The sequence below is a fragment of the Mycobacterium sp. NGS22 genome (assembly GCF_059813095.1).
In genome coordinates, this window is sequence record NZ_JCALDY010000009.1 from 11,892 (window position 1) to 28,530 (window position 16,639).

The window sequence follows — 16,639 nt, forward strand, 5'->3', positions numbered from 1 at the left end:
CGTCAGCGTCGTAGCAGGGCCGCGAGTTCCTCGCGACTGGAGACGCCGGTCTTGGCCATGGCTCGATAGATGTGGCCCTCGACGGTGCGCACCGACAGCGTCAGACGTTCGGCCACCGCACGGCTGGACAGGCCCTCGCCCAGCAGCGTCACGATCTCATGCTCCCGCACGGTGAACGGAACGCGCGTGCTGGCCTGCCGTAGCGCGGGCGTCGACGCCCCGCCGCAGCGCTGGGCCAGCGCGTCGGCCCGCGTCGAGCAACCCAGCGCCGATCCTCGTAACCCCTTGTGGCGGTAGGTGATTGCCGCATGGGCAGCCGCATCCGTCGCGGCCACCAGGTCGCCCATCTTTTCGAACTCCTCAGACACCGAGGTTAATCCGGCCGCGTCACCCGCATTCAACGCGGCAGCGAACCTGGCGGCCACCGCTACCCGGGGACCCTCGACGATCGTTTCCAGCTCCCCCAACCGGACCGCGACCGAGCCGTCGCCGAACTGCGCCGCGGTCTGCAGGCACACCACCTCGGAGCCGAATTGACCTCTCGCACACGTCTTTTCGGCGGCAGACAAGGCGATCTTGATCGCGTCACTGACGACACCCTGGGCGGCAGCCAGCCAGGCGCGGGCGAGTTCTCGTTCATACTCGACGAAGCCGTAACTTCGGTGGTGTTCGGTTTCGACTGCGTCGAGCGCGGCGGCCGCTTCGTCGGTCCGGCCGGACATGGCCAGCGCCGTGGTGAGCGGAACGAGGTAGCGGTAGCGAAATCCGTTGGAATCGCCCATGAACAACTCGACCACGGTCCCCAGCAGCGCCCTTGCTTCGTCCAGTCGGCCCGACGCGGCGGCGACCCGGCCCCGGATCCCCATGCTGAGTTGCTGGGCGACACCGGGAACGTCGGTCGTCTGCCGGCGCGCCTGCTCGGCCAGCGAACCCGCCTCAGTCAACCGGCCACACTGCAGCAGCGCGCCGACATGCCGGTCGACGATCAGGAGCCGCATGTGCGCGGCCGTGCCCACGCGCTCTGCATAGGCATAACCGATTTCAGCCGCCCGGCTGGCCTCCGCAGCGCACCCCGCGTCCCCGTGCGCCACGGCGAGCGCCCACGCCGCTGCCGAGCTCATGATTCCGGGCAGTTGCTCGAGATCCAGGCCGGCGCCGAACTCCCGGGCCTTCGCAGGCTGCGCCATCGACGCCCAATAAACGGTCAGGTAGGCGTCGGACCAGCTGCGCGTGTCCGCCGTCGCCATCCCGGCGGCTTCGTCGAAATGTCGCTTCGCGCCGTCGGGATCGGCGAGTGCCCACAGCTTGCTGAAGCCTCGATGCCCGAGCAGGTACACGTGGTCGGCCACGCTGAAGCCCTCGGTCGGAGTGGCGGCCACCACCGCGTCGGCCTCCTCGCCGCGGCCTTGCCACGCCAGCGCGAACGAGCGGATGTGGTAGGCCTGCACTCCCGCGCCCGCCTGGATCGCCGCTTCGGCCAGCCGGTCGGCCAGCGGAGCATCGGCCAGGAACATGGCGCCCTCGGCCGCGGTGAGCAGCAAGCCCGGGTCTGCCGGAAGGTCGGAGTCGACGCTCAATACCGCGCGCCGCACCACCATTCGCGCCTCGTCGCGTTCCGGGGACGCGGCCAACTCTTCGGCGACCCGGCCCCGCAGTCGGCGCAATCTGGTGGGCGCGGCCCGTTTGCGGCGCAGCTCGCCATACAGCGGGTGGGCCAGCCGGACCTGCACGCCGCCGTCGACCGTGGCCAGCGTGATCAAGCCGCGCACGTCGGCTTCCTCGACGGCCACCGGGTCGGTGATCCGCGACAAGGACGCCAGCTCGATCGGCTCCCCCACCGCAAGCGCGTCCACCACCTCGCCGACCGCGCCCGGGAGGGTGCCCATCCGCGACTCGATCAGTTCGGCCAAGCTGGGCGGCACGACGGGTTCACCAGTCCAGCGCCAGTAACCGTGCCGTATAGCAAACCGTCCGTCGGACACCTCTTGCTCGACGATGTTGCGCAGATACAGCGCATTGCCGCGGGTTAGTTTCCAAATGCGTTGCGCGGCAGCGGGATCCACCGGACCGTCCAGTGTTGCCGACAACAGCGTGGCGACCTCGTCGGCCGAGAGGGGTTGCAGGTCGAGCCGTTCGAATGCGGCACCGCGCCACACGTCCTGCACCGCAACGGGAACCGGCTCGCCACTGCGGATGGTCAGTAGGACTTTCGCCGCGCGACGTTCGACGATCTGGTGCAGGACGAACGCCGACAAGTCGTCGAGCAGATGCGCGTCGTCGACGGCGACCGCCACCGGTGTGCGGGGCGCTCCGGCGGTCAGCGACTCGATCACGTTGCGGACCAGATGCACCAGCTGGCTGTGGTCGGGATCCGGCAGACTCACCCACGAAGCGAAGGCCCCCAACGGAAGCGATCGCGCGGATGCGCTGCCGACCGCCCAACGGATCTCATACCCTTCGGCGGCCGCCGCGGCGAGTGCTTCATGCGCCACCCGGCTCTTTCCGACGCCGGCGGTGCCCCAGACGATGATTCCGGACGCCGTGGCGTCGGAAATGGCGGCTTCGATGACCGCCAATTCCTGCGACCGTCCGATCAGCGGCCACGAAAGACGCACGCCGATAGCGTAGCCCGCTACGCAACTGACGGAAGCCGATTCTGAACCTCGCGCCGCTACTGTTGCAGGGCAATGAGTTTCGCCTCAGCCAGCCGATAGACACCGTCGAGGGAACCGTTTTCGACACCGACGTATTCGCAGATCACTTCCCGCGCGACACCGGCGTCGCGCAGCCGCAGGGCCAGCGAGTACGGCAGCGGGAGTTTGCGCAGCGCTTGCTCACGCTCGCTCAGAACGTCGGACACCGCATCAGCGTGCGGTCCGGCATCCGGGATCGACTGAGTAGCGCGGTACTCGATTCGGCAGCTTCAGGGATTACGCACGCATTCGTAGGTCAGCGGAACCTCCGGGCCCGACTCCACCACCTCGAAACTGTCCACCCCGACCTTGCTGAACGACTGGGCGGTGATCCCGAGGCTTTCCCATTTGGCGGTGTTGTTGGAATCGTCGGCGAACGTCAGGGGTATCTGCCCGCCGTCGGCCAGCAGCATCCCATATGTCTTGAGCGCCTTGATGATCACCTTCTCCGAGGCCGAGAACGGTGACTCGTCGAAGTCGGCCTTGAGCCGGAACCGCACCCCGTAGGGAGGAGCGTTCGGGTCCTCGCTGTCCGGGCCGCCGGCGTGCGTCGCCGGACGCACGTACACCTTCGCCTTCATCCGGGGATTGGGCAGGATGAATCGCAGCGGGTGGTTGACCGCACCCGCGGCGACTTCGTCGGCGGTGGGCAGCAGCGCAGCGATCGGGAACCCGGCGGCGTCGGCACTGGTGCACTGGTCACCCCGCAGCGTCTCCGGGTACTTCTTTTTCAAATCCCACACGAAGAAGGCGTGCGCGGTTATCGAATCGCCCTTCTTGCCGCCCAGATAGATCTCGTACAGCTTGTGCTCGTCACGTTCGGCGACCAACAGGTGGCAGTCGCTCTGGCCGTCGGTGCTGCCGGTCACGTCGCAACTCAAATCCGACGAACCCTCGAAATGGGCGCCGGCCGGCACCGGCATCTTGGCCGGAACCTTGTCGCAGTCCGGCCCGCCGTCGCAGTAACTGTCGTCGGCGACCACCTGCATGCGTGGTGAGTTCTTGTCGGCGAAGAACAGCGGAATGGAGAAGTCGACCTGGAAAACGTTGTCGTTGCCCCAACCACCCATGTTGCTGAGCGCGGCGATGATGGCGGCACTGCGCGCGGAGACCTTGGCTCCGCTGACGTTGTTGGTGAACGGCTGGTTCCCGTCGAACAACGGTCCCCCGGCACCGGGTTTGCCGCCGCTCGGCTGGGCACTCGAACCCGGGCTGGAAGCGGCGGGTTGGTTGCTGCCGCCCTTACTGCACCCCGCGCACACCAACACCAGCGCGCAGAGCACGGCCAGCGTCTTGCTGCAGTTGTTGCCCACAGCGCATCGCTGAATCAGTGGTTGGCGAAGTCGGGGCAGAGGTTGGTCGTCGAGGCGCTGACGAACAACGTTCCCTGGCTGAAGCCGTACCGCTGTTCGACCTTGGTCATCTCGTCCAGCACCGAAGCACCACCGCGCAGGTCGCTGCACACCTGGTTGCCCGCGGCAATCGTCTGGGCCGGAGTCTTGTTCGGCAGGTGGACGTTGTTGACCTGCAGCTCGTCGAGGAAGCTGTTGGGGTCGGCCGCCGCCGATGGCGCCCAGACCACGGCCAGGACGGCCAGCGCGGGTGTGGCGAGTCGCAGCATCGTTTTCATGGGCGGGTCCTTTCGCACGGTTGCTGGAAACGCGTGAGCCGCACCCCCGACATATGCGTTCAGCTAGGACGATCTTTGCGCATTTCGGCTGTTTTGAATAGCCGGATCATTCAATCCGGCCGACGCGCGTGGTAGATCGAGAAGGATCCCGTCACCGTCGGAATAACCGCTTTCTCGGCGACGTCCACGAAGCCGGCCTGCCCGATCAACTCCGGCAGGATGCCGTCTGCGTTGGGCTGGGTATCGGCCTTGCCGTCGACGCGTTGCACGCCCCGGAACAGAAACCGCATCAGCGCGCTGCGCTGCCATCCGTAGTCGGCGATGACGAGTTCGCCGCCGGGCCGCAGCAGCGCGAACATGTTGGCGATGATCGCCTTCTTCATCGGCACCGGGCATTGATGCAGCACCAGACTGGACACCGCTCTGTCGGCGCTGCCCGGCCCGACGCGTTCGGCCGCCTGGTCGCCCATGGCCTGCACGAATTCCACGTCCACGCCGGCCTTGCGCACCTTGTCCCGCGCAATGGCCAGGATCTGCGTGTCGGGATCCACCCCGATCACCCGCGCGTCCGGCTGCGCCTGCTTCACCCTGATCGCCAAAGATGCTGTGCCACAGCCGATATCGACAACAAGCTGACCGGATTGCAGACCGAGTTGCGCGATCGCGGCCGAGCGCCAACGCTGCTCACGGGTCAGTAGCGCGATGACCGTGTCGTAATACCTGGTGTACTTCGGGTCACCTGCGGCCGGCGTGAACGACGGTGTCGACATGAGCGTCAGTCACCCGGCCGATAAACCGGAAGCGCCCGATATTTCGACATGAACGTGGCCTCGTCGTACTTGTCGCCGACCTCGCCGTCGTGGGCGATCACCGTCGGCCCGTCCACGGCGGTGAAGGTGAACTGCGGCACCTGCATCTCGTGGTACAGCGGGCTGCGTTGCAACCGTCCCAGCGCGAGGGCCGCCACGATCCTGGTGCGCGCCAGCCGCCGGCCGGTTTCCAGAATGCGCACGTCGATCAGTCCGTCGTCCATCCTGGTCCGCCGGGCCGGCGCGAATCCCGTTGGCAGATAAAGGGAATTGCCGACGAAGAACAGCGATGTCTGCAGCGTCTTGTTGTCGTAGCGGATGCGCACCGGCTGTTCGTTGCGCAGCGTGCTCAGCATGGCGTAGAACCCGGCCAGCGGCTTGCCGATGCGCCGCTCCAGCTTTTCGCGCCTGCGCACGAACGCGGGGTAAGCGCCGATGCTGGCGGTGTTGACCACCATGTGGCTTTCGTTGAGGCACATCAGGTCCACCGCGGCCACGCTGCCACGCCGGACCGCCTGCACGGTCTTGGTCACCGTGTCGCAGCCGATGTCCTTCGCGAAGTGGTTGAACGTGCCGGCCGGAAAGACCGCCAGCGGCAGCTGCGCTGCGACGGCGACGGCCGCCGCCGCGGACACCGTGCCGTCGCCGCCGGCGACACCGAGTACCTCGGCACGTGCGGCGGCGTCGCGCAGCACCGGTATCGGGTCTTCACCGGGCACCAGTTCGACGATCTCGGTCTGCGGCAGTTCGGCACGAACCTGTTCGAGGACGCGGGCCCCGGTGCCGCTGCCCGAGGCCGGGTTGACCACCAGCACGATGCCCGAGCCGTCCGGCCGCTCCGGCACCGGAACCCACAGCGGTTCGGTTTTCGGCAGCGAGGTCTCGACGATCGGCGGCACCAGGCGACTGCCCGCGACGGCGATGCCGGCCCCGATGCCGAAGCCGATCACGACGTCGCCGGGATAGTGGGCGCCGGTGGCCACCCGCGACAGTCCGACCAGACCCGCCAGCACGGCCAAACCGAAGCCCAGTGGCGGATTTTCCAGACCCACACCGACCGCGAACGCGGCGGCGCTGGCGGAGTGCCCGGACGGCAGCGAGTTCGAGGTCGGCCGGCGGCGCGGCCGTCTGATCAGCGGGACCGACTCGTAACGCGGACGTGGGCGCTGCCGAATCCGCTTGGCGCCCTGGTTGGTGAACAGACTGGCCACGCCGAGCGTCACCAGTCCCCGCACCGCGCCGCGCCGCGCCGAATGCTTTCCAGTCGCGAGCAGGACTGCGGCGATGGCGAACCACAGCTTGGAATGGTCGGCCGCCCGGGTCAACGGCGGCATCGCCGTGTCCAGCAGCGGGGTCGGAGTTTCCGCGATGGCCTCGAACAGTTCGCGATCCAGCGCCCCCAGCCCGCGGGTGATCTGTTTGATGCTGTGCAGTGGTCGCGTCGGCCGCAGGTTCACCAGGCCAACCTTAACGCGTCAGCGCATTCGGATCGGATCGCCGGGATGCGGACTCAGCGGCGGGGTTTCATGGTCATCCACCCGGACGGATCACGTCCGTTCGCCTTTCCGGCGCAGGGTCCAGGCCGGCACCCAGTGCGTCACCGCCTTCTGCCTGGCCCCGAACTGCACCGGATAGGTCACCAGCCCCCACCAGTCGCCCTGCTCGCAGATACCCCAGCAGCTCAGCGTGCCCTCCACCACCTTGTGCAGCTGCAGACCGTTGGGGTGGTAGCGGCCGGACCGGTGTGGTTCGCGCGGGAACAACGCGGTCAGGTCGACCAGCACCGCGACGGGCGGACGCACCACGCGGAACGGGCCCCGCAGCGGTTGCCCGTTGTATCCGATCGACGCCAGGCGACCCATTTGTCGATCATACGTTCGAACGAAATCCCGGCCCAGGTTTCGTCAGACCCTGCTCGGGCAATTCATCGGTGCAACAAGTCCGGAAGGGGATTCCCATGAAGACCGTTGTCGCCGCCGGCATCCTCGCGGCAGCAGGCGGGCTGATGACCACCGCGGTGGGCCTGGCCAACGCCGACGAAGTGCAGGTAGAGGGCACCTATTCGACGCTGGCCGCATGCCAGGCGGACGGCCCGCACGTCGAGATCACGCACAACGACGGCGCCTACACGCATTGGGATTGCCGCCAGGGCGACGACGGGCTGTGGAACCTGTATCTGAGTAACTAGAAGACGCGCACCCAGTCGACAAGCATGTCCGACGGGTAGTTGCCGGCCGCGGGGTCACCGCCACCGGATCCGCCGACCGCCAGGTTCAGCACCGGGAACACGGTGTAGCCGGGGTCGTTGAACGGCCATTCCTTGAAGGGCTCGTCGAGGTTCTCGATCCCGGTCGCCGGCACCGAGAAGTAGGGCGGCGCGCCGTCGGTGTAGTCGACCCAGAAGTACATGCCGGTGACGTCCCAGCGGACGCGCCAGTTGTGCCAGGCGCCGTCCACACCGATCGGGTGCGTCTCGAACGCCGTCCCGTCCGGGTTGGCGTGCACTGTGGTGCCCGACGGCCAGGTGCCGTTGCCGTACCACTCGATCAGGTCGATCTCGCCGCTGCGGCCCGGGTCGTCGTTGGACAACCACCAGGCGGGCCACATGCCCGGTCCCAGGCAGTTCATCTTGATCCGGGCTTCCCAGGTGGTGCCGACGCCGCCCCGCCACAGACCGTGGACCAGGCCGCCGAAGACCCCGCCGCCGTCGCGCGTGGCGCGCAGCACCAGGTTGGAGTTGCCGTCGAGGAAGACGTTCTGCCGGCTGTCGCGGTACTGACCCCAGAACTGCGGCTGGTCGAAGCCGACCGGATTACGGATCGGCGTACGGTGATTGGAAATGGCCCACTTGGACGGGTCGGGGGCCGAGCCGGCCGGACCGTCGAACTCGTCGTGCCAGATGAAGGCGCCGGACGCGCCCGCGGCCGGGGCGGCCGGCGCGGGGGCCGGCGCGGCCGGTCGGGACGGGCTTGCACCCGCCGGGGGGGTCGGGATCGCGGCTGCCAGCGCGCCGAATCCCGCCATCATGATCATGCGGCGACGGTCCATCTGTGGCATGGCAAGGGACGATAGCAGCCCGCCCGGTGCTGCGCGGAGTCTGGCGAGGTGTGCCGCGCGACTCAGCCGGGATCGCTGACCTTGACCAGGGTCTTGCCGATGTTCGCCCCGGTGAATAGTCCGTTGAGGGCGTCGACGCACGATTCGATGCCGTCGAAGATGGTCTGGCGGTGCCGCAGCCGTCCCTGAGCTTCCCAGCTGCGCAGGTTGGCGAAGGCCTCGTCGAAGCGACCCCACTGATCCAGTGCGTTGAACCCTTGCATCAGCGCGGTCTTGGACAGCAGGTTGACGTAGTTGGCCGGTCCCGGATGCTCCCCCGTGAGGTAGCTGGAGATGACCCCGCACAGCACGACCCGAGCCTTGGGTGCCAGCCGCCCGAGCACCGCGTCGAGGATCGGTCCGCCGACATTGTCGAAATAGACGTCCACCCGGCGCGGGCAGTGTTGCTTCAGCGCGGCCGCCAGGTCGTCGTTCTTGTAGTCGATGCAGGCGTCGAAACCGAAGTCCTCCACCACCGCCCGGCATTTGGCCGGGCCCCCGGCGATGCCCACCACCCGGGCCCCGGCGATCTTGGCGATCTGTCCCGCCACCGATCCGGTCGCGCCCGCCGCGGCCGAGACCACCACCGTCTCCCCCGGCTGCGGTCGGCCGATGTCGGTCATGCCGAAGTAGGCGGTGGCCCCGGTGGGGCCGTACACCGACATGATGGCCAGTTGGTCGTCCTCGCCCGGGATCGGTGTGCTGAACACGTCATCGCGGATGATGACGTATTCCTGGAAGCCGGTCAGTGTCGTGACGATGTCGCCGACAGCGTATGCGTCGCAACGGGATTCGACGACCTCCCCGATTCCGGCGGCCCGGATGACTTCGCCGATCTGTACCGGCGGCAGGTAGCTGGGCTGGTCGTCGAGCCAGGTCCGGACGGCAGCGTCCAGGCCCACGTAGGTGGTGCGCAGCAGTGCCTCCCCGGCCGCGGGCGCCGGTGCCGGACGGGTGACGAGTTCGGTGTCGTCGGGCCGGACGAGCCCAGCGGGACGGCGGCGCAACAGGACCTGACGATTCGGCAATGCGGGCACGGACGCGAGCCTATTCGCCCGTGCTGTGGATATGGGAACATCTGCCCATGAACCCGCAGGACGACCCGGAAGCCCGGATCCGCGAGCTGGAGCAGCCGCTGGCGGACGCGGCGCGCGCATCCGAACTGGGCTCTGACAGCGGCGGCGGCTACAGCTATCCGCCGCCGCCGCCGGGGCCGGTGCCGCCCCCGGTCAACGCATCGATGGGGCCCGGTGGGCCCCCGCCCTATGGCTACCCGCCCCCCTACCCCGGTGGGACGCCCCGATCGTCATCGGGGTTCCGGTGGTTCTGGATTCTGGCCGCCGTCGCCATCGTCGGCGTGCTGGTGCTGGTGGGTGGCATCGCCGCCTACGTCGCCCGCCAGTTCTCCGACACCGAAACCGCCGTCACGCCCACCACCGAGACCACGTCGGCGACCGCCGCCTCCGGCGGCGCCACGGCACCGCAAACCGGTAAGACCCGCGCGCCGAGTTCGGCGCCGTCACCTTCGGCGACCGCACCGGCCGGCCAGGAGGTGGTGGTCTCGGGCATCAACGAGAACCGCACCGTGACCTGCAATGGCAACGCCGTCACCGTCAGCGGCATCTCCAACACGGTGACCCTGACCGGTCACTGCGCGACGGTCACGGTGTCCGGCTTGCAGAACATCGTCACCGTCGACACGGCCGACACCATCGACGCGTCCGGCCTGAACAACAAGATCACCTACCACTCCGGCTCGCCGAAGATCAGCAAGAGCGGCAGCAACAACGTGGTCGAGCAGGGCTAGCTAGGGGTTCTCCGGCGCGTCGTCGGCCGCCGGGTCGTCGAGCACGCTGACCGCGATGCCGTATGGCAGGAACCGCACCTTGCGCTTGGGGTCGGTGTTGGTCTTGTTGGCGCGTAGCGCGTCGAGTTCGGTGGCATACACCTGCTCCACGCGCGCGTCGCCGTCGGCGCCGACGGTGTAGATGGCCCAGACGCCGTCACCGGTCTCGCCGGTGGTCTCGGGCTCGGGCCGCGGGCGGCGCGGCGCGAACTCGTCGAACAGCGCCGACCATCCGGAGCGGGCGCCCGGCGCGGCGACGAACTTGCCGATCCGCTCGAATGCGTCGCGCAGACCCTCGGTACCTTCCCGGATCACCCGGTCCAAATCGTCGGGGTCGAAGCCGAACGCCCCGGACGAACCACTGTCGCTCACGCGACCTCCTACCAACTGGAAATGGATTACCACCAGTCTGCGCTCAACCGGCGCGATGCGCCACCAAGCGCTAAGGAGCCGGTGGGGGCGGCGGGGGCGGCGCGTTGATCGGGATCGGGATCGAGAAGAACGGTAGGTGCAGGTAGGCCGTCATGATCGGGGTCGGCGCGGCCGGGGCGGGCGCGGGCGGCGGGGCCGCCGGGGCGGGCGCCGACGGCGGCGGAGCCTGCTGCACGGGGGTCTGCACCGGTGGCGGGGCCTGTCGGGTGGGCTGGCGGCGGGGCTGGGGCGCCGGGGCCATGGCCGCCGGGGCCGGGGCCGGTTTGGTGACCGTCTGGGGCGCCGGGGCCACCACGACCGGCGGTGGGGCGGCCACCTCGGTCGGCGGCGGCGCGGCGGCCGGAGGCGCACTCGTCGGCGGCAGGGCGGCGGGCGGTGGCGCACTCGCCTGCGACAGCAGCTGCGCGGGCAACTCGGTAGCCGGTGCCTGCGGTGTCTGGACGATCTCACGCTGCTCGGACCGTTGGGCCGAGCTGGGCCGGACATCGGAGGCCAGCGAGATCACCAACGCGCCCGCCACGACGGCGGCGACCCCGGCTACGGCACCACCGACCATCGCCAAGGGTCGGCGGTTGCCGCGGACCACCGGGTCGTCGTCGGCTGCGTCGTCCACCGCGCTGTAGGCCAGCGAACCCTCGTCCACCCCGGCCATCGCGCACACGTCGAGGTAGCTCGGGGTCAGGGCGCGCGGGCTCACCTCCCCGGTGCCCGGGTCCAGCGCATAGGCCAGGGCCGACGTCGAGGACGCGAACAGCGGCGCATTCGCCGAGGCCAGCGCCGCGCCGCGGGCCAGTGCCAGCTCCGGCTCCTCGGGACAGCTGACCGGCAAAGACGTGGCGGCTTCCAGGGTGGGCTTGACGCCGACGATGTCGACCCCGCAGCCGACCAGGAAGACGCCGTCGGCGCGTGCTTGTGGGCCGTCCAGTCCGGCGACCATCGTCACCAGTTCGGCTGCCACCGAATCGCGCAACGACTGTCGGTGCAGGTCCACGATCGAGCCGTCGGCGATGTCGACGACGGCCAGGGTCGCGCTGTCGGACTCGACGAACAGCATCGCGATGTACTGGTAGTCGAGTGCGGCGCCCACGGTCTGGGCCAGCGCCGCCGCGGCCAGCAGCGGCGACACCAGCATCACCCCGCCGACCTCGCGGGAGGCGAGTTCGGCGCGCAGCGCAGCGACCTGGCTCGGGTCGGTCCAGGTGAGCCCGGTCGAGGTGAGTTGATGCCCGCCCTCGAGGGCGCCTTCCCAGGTGCCGATCAGCGCGCCGATCACCTGGGTCGTCGAATCACCGGCGGACGCCGGGACTTCGATGCTGTCTTCCTCGACGGTGACGCCGTCGGCGTTCGCGCCCTCGATCAGCAACATTCGGACCGCCGAGGGCTCCATCGATACCCCGAGCACGATGTCCATAACCCCTCCAAGCTGGTGCGAGCTAGTTACGGGGTCTAGGCGGACCGGCCTACCGCGCGGGCCGCCTTCGACGAAATGGTTTAACTGGCTTCTATGCAGTTTGCCAGGAAAAACCCTACTCGCGCACGTCGGGGTCGAGCGTTGTTCTGATCAACCTCAAATCATGGACTGCCGGGACTCGAGAACGGGTTCTGTGGACCCGGATCCTGCTGGAGCTGGGTCTGCGGAACCTGGTTCTGGGGGGCTCCGTTGGCCGGCACCTGGATCGGTATCGGAACCGGGATCAGCGGGACGTGCAACCACTGCGTGGTCATCCGCACCGACGACGGCGACTCCGGGGCGCTCGGCGCCTCCGCCGCGCTGGGTGCCTCCGCGGCCGCCGGTGCCTCCGCCGCCGAGGGCGGGGGCGCGGTGGTGGTGACTGTTGTCGTGGCGACCGGCGGCCTGGTCGTGGTCACCGGCGCCGGCCTGGTCGTCGTCATCGGGGGCGCCGGCGGTGGTGTCTCCTGGCTGGGCGGTGGCGCCACCACACTCGGGGCCGGCGCCTCGCTGGGAGGCGGCAGCGGGCTGGGCTCGACCGGACTGGCCGGGGCCGGGCTGGGCAGCTTGGCGCTGGGAGAGGACGGTGTCGGTGCCACGCTGGGCACGATCGCGGGCTTGTGCGGCGCCTGGCGCTGCTCGAGGGCGGTCAATGTGATGGCCACCCCCCCGATAGCCGTCATCGCGACCGCCGCGCAGAGCCCGATCAGCACCTGCGACAGCCGGACGCGTCGCCACGGCGGCTCCTTGGGCGGATCGATCACGTTCAGCCGCATCGAGAAGCAGGGGCCGTCTTCGTTGTAGGAGTCGCCCTCGAACCGGGTCAGCACTTCGGGGAACTCGGTTTGCGACCAGGCCAACTCGCGATCGGTCAACGCGTCGTGGTCGATTACCAGCACGTCGCGAGCCGGTGGCGAGTCGAGCAGGGCGGTGCCGGCGACTCCCGCCATCACACCGATGGACGCGCGGGTCCGCAGGTCGAGCAGGTCGCCGCGGTCGGCCAGCAGCAACGCCCCCTGCGCGGCGGCGCACAACGGCTGCGCGGCGGTCAGGACCGGAATCCGGGTGTGCGCCGAAAGGCGTTGGGCGACAAGCGGAATGCTGGCTCCGCCGCCGACTGTGACCAATGCGGCCAGGTCGGCGAAACGGAAGTCATGCTGTGCCAGCATGTCGTCGAACGCATAGACCAGGCCGCTGAACCGGTCTCGAATCAGGTCCTCGAACTTGTCGCGGGTCAATTCCAGTGCCGCACTGGCACCGGAAAGCTCGACCGAGAGCTCGGTCACCGCATCGGTCGACAGTCGCTCCTTGGCCTCCCGGCACTGCGCCTGCAACCGGCCCAACCGGCCCACGTCGGCGTCTTCGTGACCGAGCATGTCGATGGCGTGCAGTAGTACCGCCTGGTCGATCTGGTTGCCCGAGAATTCCTCGTAACGCATTGTGGCGCCGACAGGTTCGAAGTCAGCCTTGATCTCCAGCAGTGTCACCTGCGTTGCGGACGCACCGAAATCCAGCAGTCCCACCACGCCGCCCGGCGGGAGTTCCGCCTCGGCTTTGACCGCCGTCAGCCCTGCTATGGCATCGGAGACCAGGCGCGGGGCCATCCCGCTGCGCACGAAGCCGACGTGGGTACGCAAGGCGTTTCGCAATGCCTGCACGGTGCCCGGTTTCCAGTGCGCGGGAACGGCGATCGCGATCTCGGCGGCACTGGAGTCGGCCCCGGCCGCGACGACCATGGCCTCCAGCGCCTCGACCGTCAGCAGGTCGGGGTCGTGCGCCGAGCCGTCCGGGGAGACCAGTGCCACCGAGTCGCCGATGCGCTCCACGAAGCCACTCATCGGCAGGCCCAGTTCGGTCGCACTCGAGTTTTCCTCGGGCGCAACGAGTTTCGGGGCGCAATGCGGATACAGGGTGAGCACGGCGCGACGGACGACCGGAGAACTCCCGTTCGTCGCCGCGACCATGTTCATGGTCCCGATCGACAACCCCAGCGGGTCGTACATATGGCCAATACTTTCGTCGACAGGGTCGGTAGCCAGCGCGTCAACCATAGCCGCGGTGCGGCTGAATATGGTTCGGCCCCAACCTCATTGGTATCCGGTCGTGGCCGTGTCGTCATCAAAAAGGTACCCGCGTCACTCTTGACAGACCGCACCCGCCGGCGTTCGATTCACCGCCCCTGCGCTGAGGGCGCCGCCCCGATGTGCTGCAATGACCGGGTGAGCCTTCCCGAGTTCCCCGTGGCAGACGTCGAAGCGATCAAACAGGTCAAGTACCGCTACCTGCGGGCGATGGACACCAAGCACTGGGACGAGTTCGCGGACACCATGACCGAGGACATCGTCGGCGCCTACGGCTCGTCGCTGGGCAAGGAGTTGCACTTCGACAACCGCAAGGACCTGGTGGAGTACCTGAGCTCGGCGATGGGGCCCGGTGTGGTCACCGAACACCGGGTGACGCATCCGGAGGTCACCGTCACCGGCGACACCGCGTCGGGCATCTGGTACCTGCAGGACCGGGTCATCGTGGCCGAGTACGACTTCATGCTGATCGGGGCGGCGTTCTACCGCGACCAGTACCGGCGCACCCCGGACGGGTGGCGGATCAGCGCCACCGGATACGACCGCACCTACGAGGCGACGATGTCGGTGGCGGACCTGAAGTTCCACCTCAAGCCCGGCCGCGCGCGGGCGGACCTAGCCTGACGAGAAGACGCAAAAGCCCCTGATTTGCGGAGCAAATCGGGGCTTTTGCGTCTTCTCGCGGGGGAACGCTACTTGGCGATCGCGATGACGGCGCCGGGACGCAGCCACTTGATGATCGACACCAGCGTGGCGTCGTCGATTGCCACGCAACCCTCGGTGGGTCCGCCGTCGGTGGTGTGAAAGAAGAATGCGGCGCCGCCGCCGGGCACCTTGTTCTTGTTGACGCCCATCACCACCGAGTGCTTGTACTGCGGGATCTGCAGGTTCTCGCTTTCGGCAGTGTTGAAGGAACACTGGGCTTTCTGACACACCTGCATCGAGTTGAAGGTGGGACTGTGATCGTCACCGCTCCACCAGTGATTGGGTCCGACCTGCGTATAGGGCAGTCCCCCACCGGGATTGGGCGCGGTTCCGAAGGCGGAGTCCAGGGTGTACACCCCCATCGGGGTGGCGGGATAGCCGCTTCGGGCCTGCGGCGCCATGCCCGCCGAGCCGACATGGGTGGGTATCCCGGTCTTGAGCGGTTGCCAGCCGGCCGCGGTGCGCTGGTAGATGTCCATCTTGGCGTTCGAACCACCGGTGGAGACAACCGAAACCACTTGTGTCGCATTGCCGACCGAGTTCGCGAACCACGGATTGCCCGCGGCGCCGGCCACCTGCGCGGATCCCGTCGCCAACACCGCCGCCGCACCGACGGCGCATACCGCAGCACACAGCAGAGCTACCAGTCGGCGCATCGTTTCATCGTCAGACCGGCCGAGGTGAGGGTCAAGTAAAGGTTAAGGCCCGATTGGGTCACGCGGCCGTGATGAACACTCGACCGGTTGCGGCCGAAACACCCACAGGCACAGCAGGAAATACACGTATCCCAGTGCCCAGCCGGCGATCACGTCCGAGGGGTGATGCACGTTGAGGGCGACGCGCGCGACGCCGACGATGAACACCGCCAGCGCCCCCAGCGCCATCGCGGCGACACGCACCGGCGCGCGGGTCAACAGCGGCCACGCAAACGTCAGCAAGGCGAGCACACCGCACATGGCCTCGAGGGCATGCCCGGACGGAAACGACGACTCCGGAATCACCACCAGCGCCGTCGCCGGGCGCGGCCGCCCGGCCAGGCCCTTGGCCAGCATCGTCACCAGTCCGTTGAGCGGCCCACAGAACAACAACAACAACGCCATCCGCACCCGGCGGCGCACCAGAGCCAGCACGGTGGCCGCCAACCCCACCAACCGCATCGGGACCGGACCCAGGACGAAAGACACAGCAACCCAGAACCGCACCCAACCGTCGTGCTTGACGCCGACGTCGTGCGCCGGGTTCAGCAGCGACCAGTCGAAAGCCACCAGCCAGCCCCACTCCTGACGGTGCCCGACCCACAACATGACGTAGAGCAGCACCGCGGCCGCGGCCAGACCCGTCGCCCACGAAGCTCGCAGGATCGGTGCGCGCACGGCGAAACCACCCCATACTGGCGTCATGGCGGTGATTGTTCGGAAGTTGTTCGGCGTCGGCAAATTACCTGCGGATCTGCGGGCCCGGCTGGACGACGAGGGACTTCTGTACCTGGCCGAGTCCATCCCGGTCACCCGACGGTTCAGCGGCGCCATTCCCGGCATCCGGTCCCAAGGCAGCATCGCCGGCTACGTGGGCGCGCTGGCGTTCACCTCGCAGCGGGCCCTGGCGACGCTGTCGGTGGTGCCGAAACTGGCTGGCCGCGCGATGGACGTGCGATGGGACGAGCCGAACAGCGGAGCCGCCCGCGCGGAGATATCCGCAACGGGATTGCAGCTCGACCTGGACACCGCCGCCGTCAACCAGCGTTTCCACGGCCATCTCTCGCTGCATTTCAAGGACGCGATCGACGAAGACGTGCTGGCCCTGCTGCCGCGGCGGTCGCTGGCTTTCGACGTGCCGCCCGAGTATGTGATCCGGGCGGTGGGCGTCACCTACAGTCCCTGACGGTCGCGTTCCTACG

General features: G+C 68.4%; 18 protein-coding genes. 4 read left to right on the plus strand and 14 right to left on the minus strand.

Annotated features, from left to right (window positions below):
• Positions 1 to 2: 2 nt before the first annotated feature.
• The 7 genes from AC5Y47_RS10645 to AC5Y47_RS10675 all read right to left on the minus strand — a co-directional run bounded on the left by AC5Y47_RS10645 (position 3) and on the right by AC5Y47_RS10675 (position 6,994).
• Positions 3 to 2,615: a LuxR C-terminal-related transcriptional regulator gene (locus AC5Y47_RS10645; protein ID WP_499943933.1), complete on the minus strand. Its 2,613-nt coding sequence runs from the start codon at positions 2,613 to 2,615 to the stop codon at positions 3 to 5.
• A 56-nt stretch (positions 2,616 to 2,671) separates the two neighbouring features.
• Positions 2,672 to 2,860 (minus strand): hypothetical protein, encoded by a 189-nt coding sequence (locus AC5Y47_RS10650; RefSeq protein ID WP_499943934.1) that lies wholly within the window; start codon positions 2,858 to 2,860, stop codon positions 2,672 to 2,674.
• A 63-nt stretch (positions 2,861 to 2,923) separates the two neighbouring features.
• Positions 2,924 to 4,006, minus strand: a complete 1,083-nt coding sequence (locus AC5Y47_RS10655; RefSeq protein ID WP_499943935.1) for a hypothetical protein — start codon at positions 4,004 to 4,006, stop codon at positions 2,924 to 2,926.
• 14 nt (positions 4,007 to 4,020) lie between these two features.
• Positions 4,021 to 4,323, minus strand: a complete 303-nt coding sequence (locus AC5Y47_RS10660; RefSeq protein ID WP_499943936.1) for a DUF732 domain-containing protein — start codon at positions 4,321 to 4,323, stop codon at positions 4,021 to 4,023.
• Between the two features lie 110 nt (positions 4,324 to 4,433).
• Complete coding sequence (locus AC5Y47_RS10665) at positions 4,434 to 5,093, minus strand: class I SAM-dependent methyltransferase (protein ID WP_499943937.1); 660 nt, start codon at positions 5,091 to 5,093, stop codon at positions 4,434 to 4,436.
• 5 nt (positions 5,094 to 5,098) lie between these two features.
• On the minus strand, positions 5,099 to 6,589 hold the full coding sequence (locus tag AC5Y47_RS10670) for a bifunctional phosphatase PAP2/diacylglycerol kinase family protein (RefSeq protein WP_499943938.1): 1,491 nt from the start codon (positions 6,587 to 6,589) through the stop codon (positions 5,099 to 5,101).
• 90 nt (positions 6,590 to 6,679) lie between these two features.
• Positions 6,680 to 6,994: a hypothetical protein gene (locus tag AC5Y47_RS10675; protein ID WP_499943939.1), complete on the minus strand. Its 315-nt coding sequence runs from the start codon at positions 6,992 to 6,994 to the stop codon at positions 6,680 to 6,682.
• 95 nt (positions 6,995 to 7,089) lie between these two features.
• On the opposite strand from AC5Y47_RS10675, the gene AC5Y47_RS10680 reads away from it, so the two are divergent.
• The gene (locus AC5Y47_RS10680) at positions 7,090 to 7,320 is read left to right on the plus strand and encodes a hypothetical protein (protein ID WP_499943940.1); all 231 of its coding nucleotides are present in this window, start codon (positions 7,090 to 7,092) and stop codon (positions 7,318 to 7,320) included.
• Here AC5Y47_RS10680 and AC5Y47_RS10685 read toward each other — a convergent pair.
• Together AC5Y47_RS10685 and AC5Y47_RS10690 are read right to left on the minus strand one after the other, a co-directional pair.
• On the minus strand, positions 7,317 to 8,189 hold the full coding sequence (locus tag AC5Y47_RS10685) for a glycoside hydrolase family 16 protein (protein ID WP_499943941.1): 873 nt from the start codon (positions 8,187 to 8,189) through the stop codon (positions 7,317 to 7,319). The genes AC5Y47_RS10680 and AC5Y47_RS10685 overlap by 4 nt on opposite strands.
• Positions 8,190 to 8,251: 62 nt before the next feature.
• Positions 8,252 to 9,265 carry an NADP-dependent oxidoreductase gene (locus AC5Y47_RS10690; RefSeq protein ID WP_499943942.1) on the minus strand — a complete coding sequence of 338 codons (1,014 nt, stop codon included), beginning with the start codon at positions 9,263 to 9,265 and terminating at the stop codon, positions 8,252 to 8,254.
• Between the two features lie 47 nt (positions 9,266 to 9,312).
• On the opposite strand from AC5Y47_RS10690, the gene AC5Y47_RS10695 reads away from it, so the two are divergent.
• Positions 9,313 to 10,035, plus strand: coding sequence for a DUF3060 domain-containing protein (locus AC5Y47_RS10695; RefSeq protein WP_499943943.1), 723 nt, complete (start codon positions 9,313 to 9,315; stop codon positions 10,033 to 10,035).
• Here AC5Y47_RS10695 and AC5Y47_RS10700 read toward each other — a convergent pair whose 3' ends face one another.
• From AC5Y47_RS10700 to AC5Y47_RS10710, 3 genes are all read right to left on the minus strand, one after another.
• Positions 10,036 to 10,446, minus strand: coding sequence for an Rv0313 family protein (locus tag AC5Y47_RS10700; RefSeq protein WP_499943944.1), 411 nt, complete (start codon positions 10,444 to 10,446; stop codon positions 10,036 to 10,038).
• 70 nt (positions 10,447 to 10,516) lie between these two features.
• The gene (locus AC5Y47_RS10705; RefSeq protein ID WP_499943945.1) at positions 10,517 to 11,917 is read right to left on the minus strand and encodes a DUF7159 family protein; all 1,401 of its coding nucleotides are present in this window, start codon (positions 11,915 to 11,917) and stop codon (positions 10,517 to 10,519) included.
• A 161-nt stretch (positions 11,918 to 12,078) separates the two neighbouring features.
• The gene (locus AC5Y47_RS10710) at positions 12,079 to 13,959 is read right to left on the minus strand and encodes an Hsp70 family protein (protein WP_499943946.1); all 1,881 of its coding nucleotides are present in this window, start codon (positions 13,957 to 13,959) and stop codon (positions 12,079 to 12,081) included.
• A 198-nt stretch (positions 13,960 to 14,157) separates the two neighbouring features.
• Here AC5Y47_RS10710 and AC5Y47_RS10715 point away from each other — a divergent pair, with 198 nt between their 5' ends.
• Complete coding sequence (locus AC5Y47_RS10715) at positions 14,158 to 14,661, plus strand: nuclear transport factor 2 family protein (RefSeq protein WP_499943947.1); 504 nt, start codon at positions 14,158 to 14,160, stop codon at positions 14,659 to 14,661.
• A gap of 68 nt (positions 14,662 to 14,729) precedes the next feature.
• On the opposite strand, the gene AC5Y47_RS10720 is transcribed toward AC5Y47_RS10715, so the two are convergent.
• The gene (locus tag AC5Y47_RS10720; RefSeq protein ID WP_499943948.1) at positions 14,730 to 15,398 is read right to left on the minus strand and encodes a L,D-transpeptidase family protein; all 669 of its coding nucleotides are present in this window, start codon (positions 15,396 to 15,398) and stop codon (positions 14,730 to 14,732) included.
• Positions 15,399 to 15,440: 42 nt separating this feature from the next.
• Entirely contained in the window at positions 15,441 to 16,142 is a 702-nt protein-coding gene (locus AC5Y47_RS10725; protein ID WP_499943949.1) for a phosphatase PAP2 family protein, read from the minus strand.
• Between AC5Y47_RS10725 and AC5Y47_RS10730 the strand changes: the two genes are divergently transcribed.
• On the plus strand, positions 16,141 to 16,623 hold the full coding sequence (locus AC5Y47_RS10730) for a hypothetical protein (protein ID WP_499943950.1): 483 nt from the start codon (positions 16,141 to 16,143) through the stop codon (positions 16,621 to 16,623). The two genes, AC5Y47_RS10725 and AC5Y47_RS10730, sit on opposite strands and share 2 nt — an antisense overlap.
• Positions 16,624 to 16,639: the final 16 nt, after the last annotated feature.

What these genes read in the sequence shown, in the direction of transcription:
- AC5Y47_RS10730 (WP_499943950.1), top strand. Translation starts at nt 16,141, where the DNA reads ATGGCGGTGATTGTTCGGAAGTTGTTCGGCGTCGGCAAATTACCTGCG.
- AC5Y47_RS10660 (WP_499943936.1), bottom strand. Translation starts at nt 4,323, where the DNA reads ATGAAAACGATGCTGCGACTCGCCACACCCGCGCTGGCCGTCCTGGCC.
- AC5Y47_RS10675 (WP_499943939.1), bottom strand. Translation starts at nt 6,994, where the DNA reads ATGGGTCGCCTGGCGTCGATCGGATACAACGGGCAACCGCTGCGGGGC.
- AC5Y47_RS10705 (WP_499943945.1), bottom strand. Translation starts at nt 11,917, where the DNA reads ATGGACATCGTGCTCGGGGTATCGATGGAGCCCTCGGCGGTCCGAATG.
- AC5Y47_RS10685 (WP_499943941.1), bottom strand. Translation starts at nt 8,189, where the DNA reads ATGCCACAGATGGACCGTCGCCGCATGATCATGATGGCGGGATTCGGC.
- AC5Y47_RS10710 (WP_499943946.1), bottom strand. Translation starts at nt 13,959, where the DNA reads ATGTACGACCCGCTGGGGTTGTCGATCGGGACCATGAACATGGTCGCG.
- AC5Y47_RS10725 (WP_499943949.1), bottom strand. Translation starts at nt 16,142, where the DNA reads ATGACGCCAGTATGGGGTGGTTTCGCCGTGCGCGCACCGATCCTGCGA.
- AC5Y47_RS10695 (WP_499943943.1), top strand. Translation starts at nt 9,313, where the DNA reads ATGAACCCGCAGGACGACCCGGAAGCCCGGATCCGCGAGCTGGAGCAG.
- AC5Y47_RS10720 (WP_499943948.1), bottom strand. Translation starts at nt 15,398, where the DNA reads ATGCGCCGACTGGTAGCTCTGCTGTGTGCTGCGGTATGCGCCGTCGGT.
- AC5Y47_RS10715 (WP_499943947.1), top strand. Translation starts at nt 14,158, where the DNA reads ATGTGCTGCAATGACCGGGTGAGCCTTCCCGAGTTCCCCGTGGCAGAC.
- AC5Y47_RS10665 (WP_499943937.1), bottom strand. Translation starts at nt 5,093, where the DNA reads ATGTCGACACCGTCGTTCACGCCGGCCGCAGGTGACCCGAAGTACACC.
- AC5Y47_RS10680 (WP_499943940.1), top strand. Translation starts at nt 7,090, where the DNA reads ATGAAGACCGTTGTCGCCGCCGGCATCCTCGCGGCAGCAGGCGGGCTG.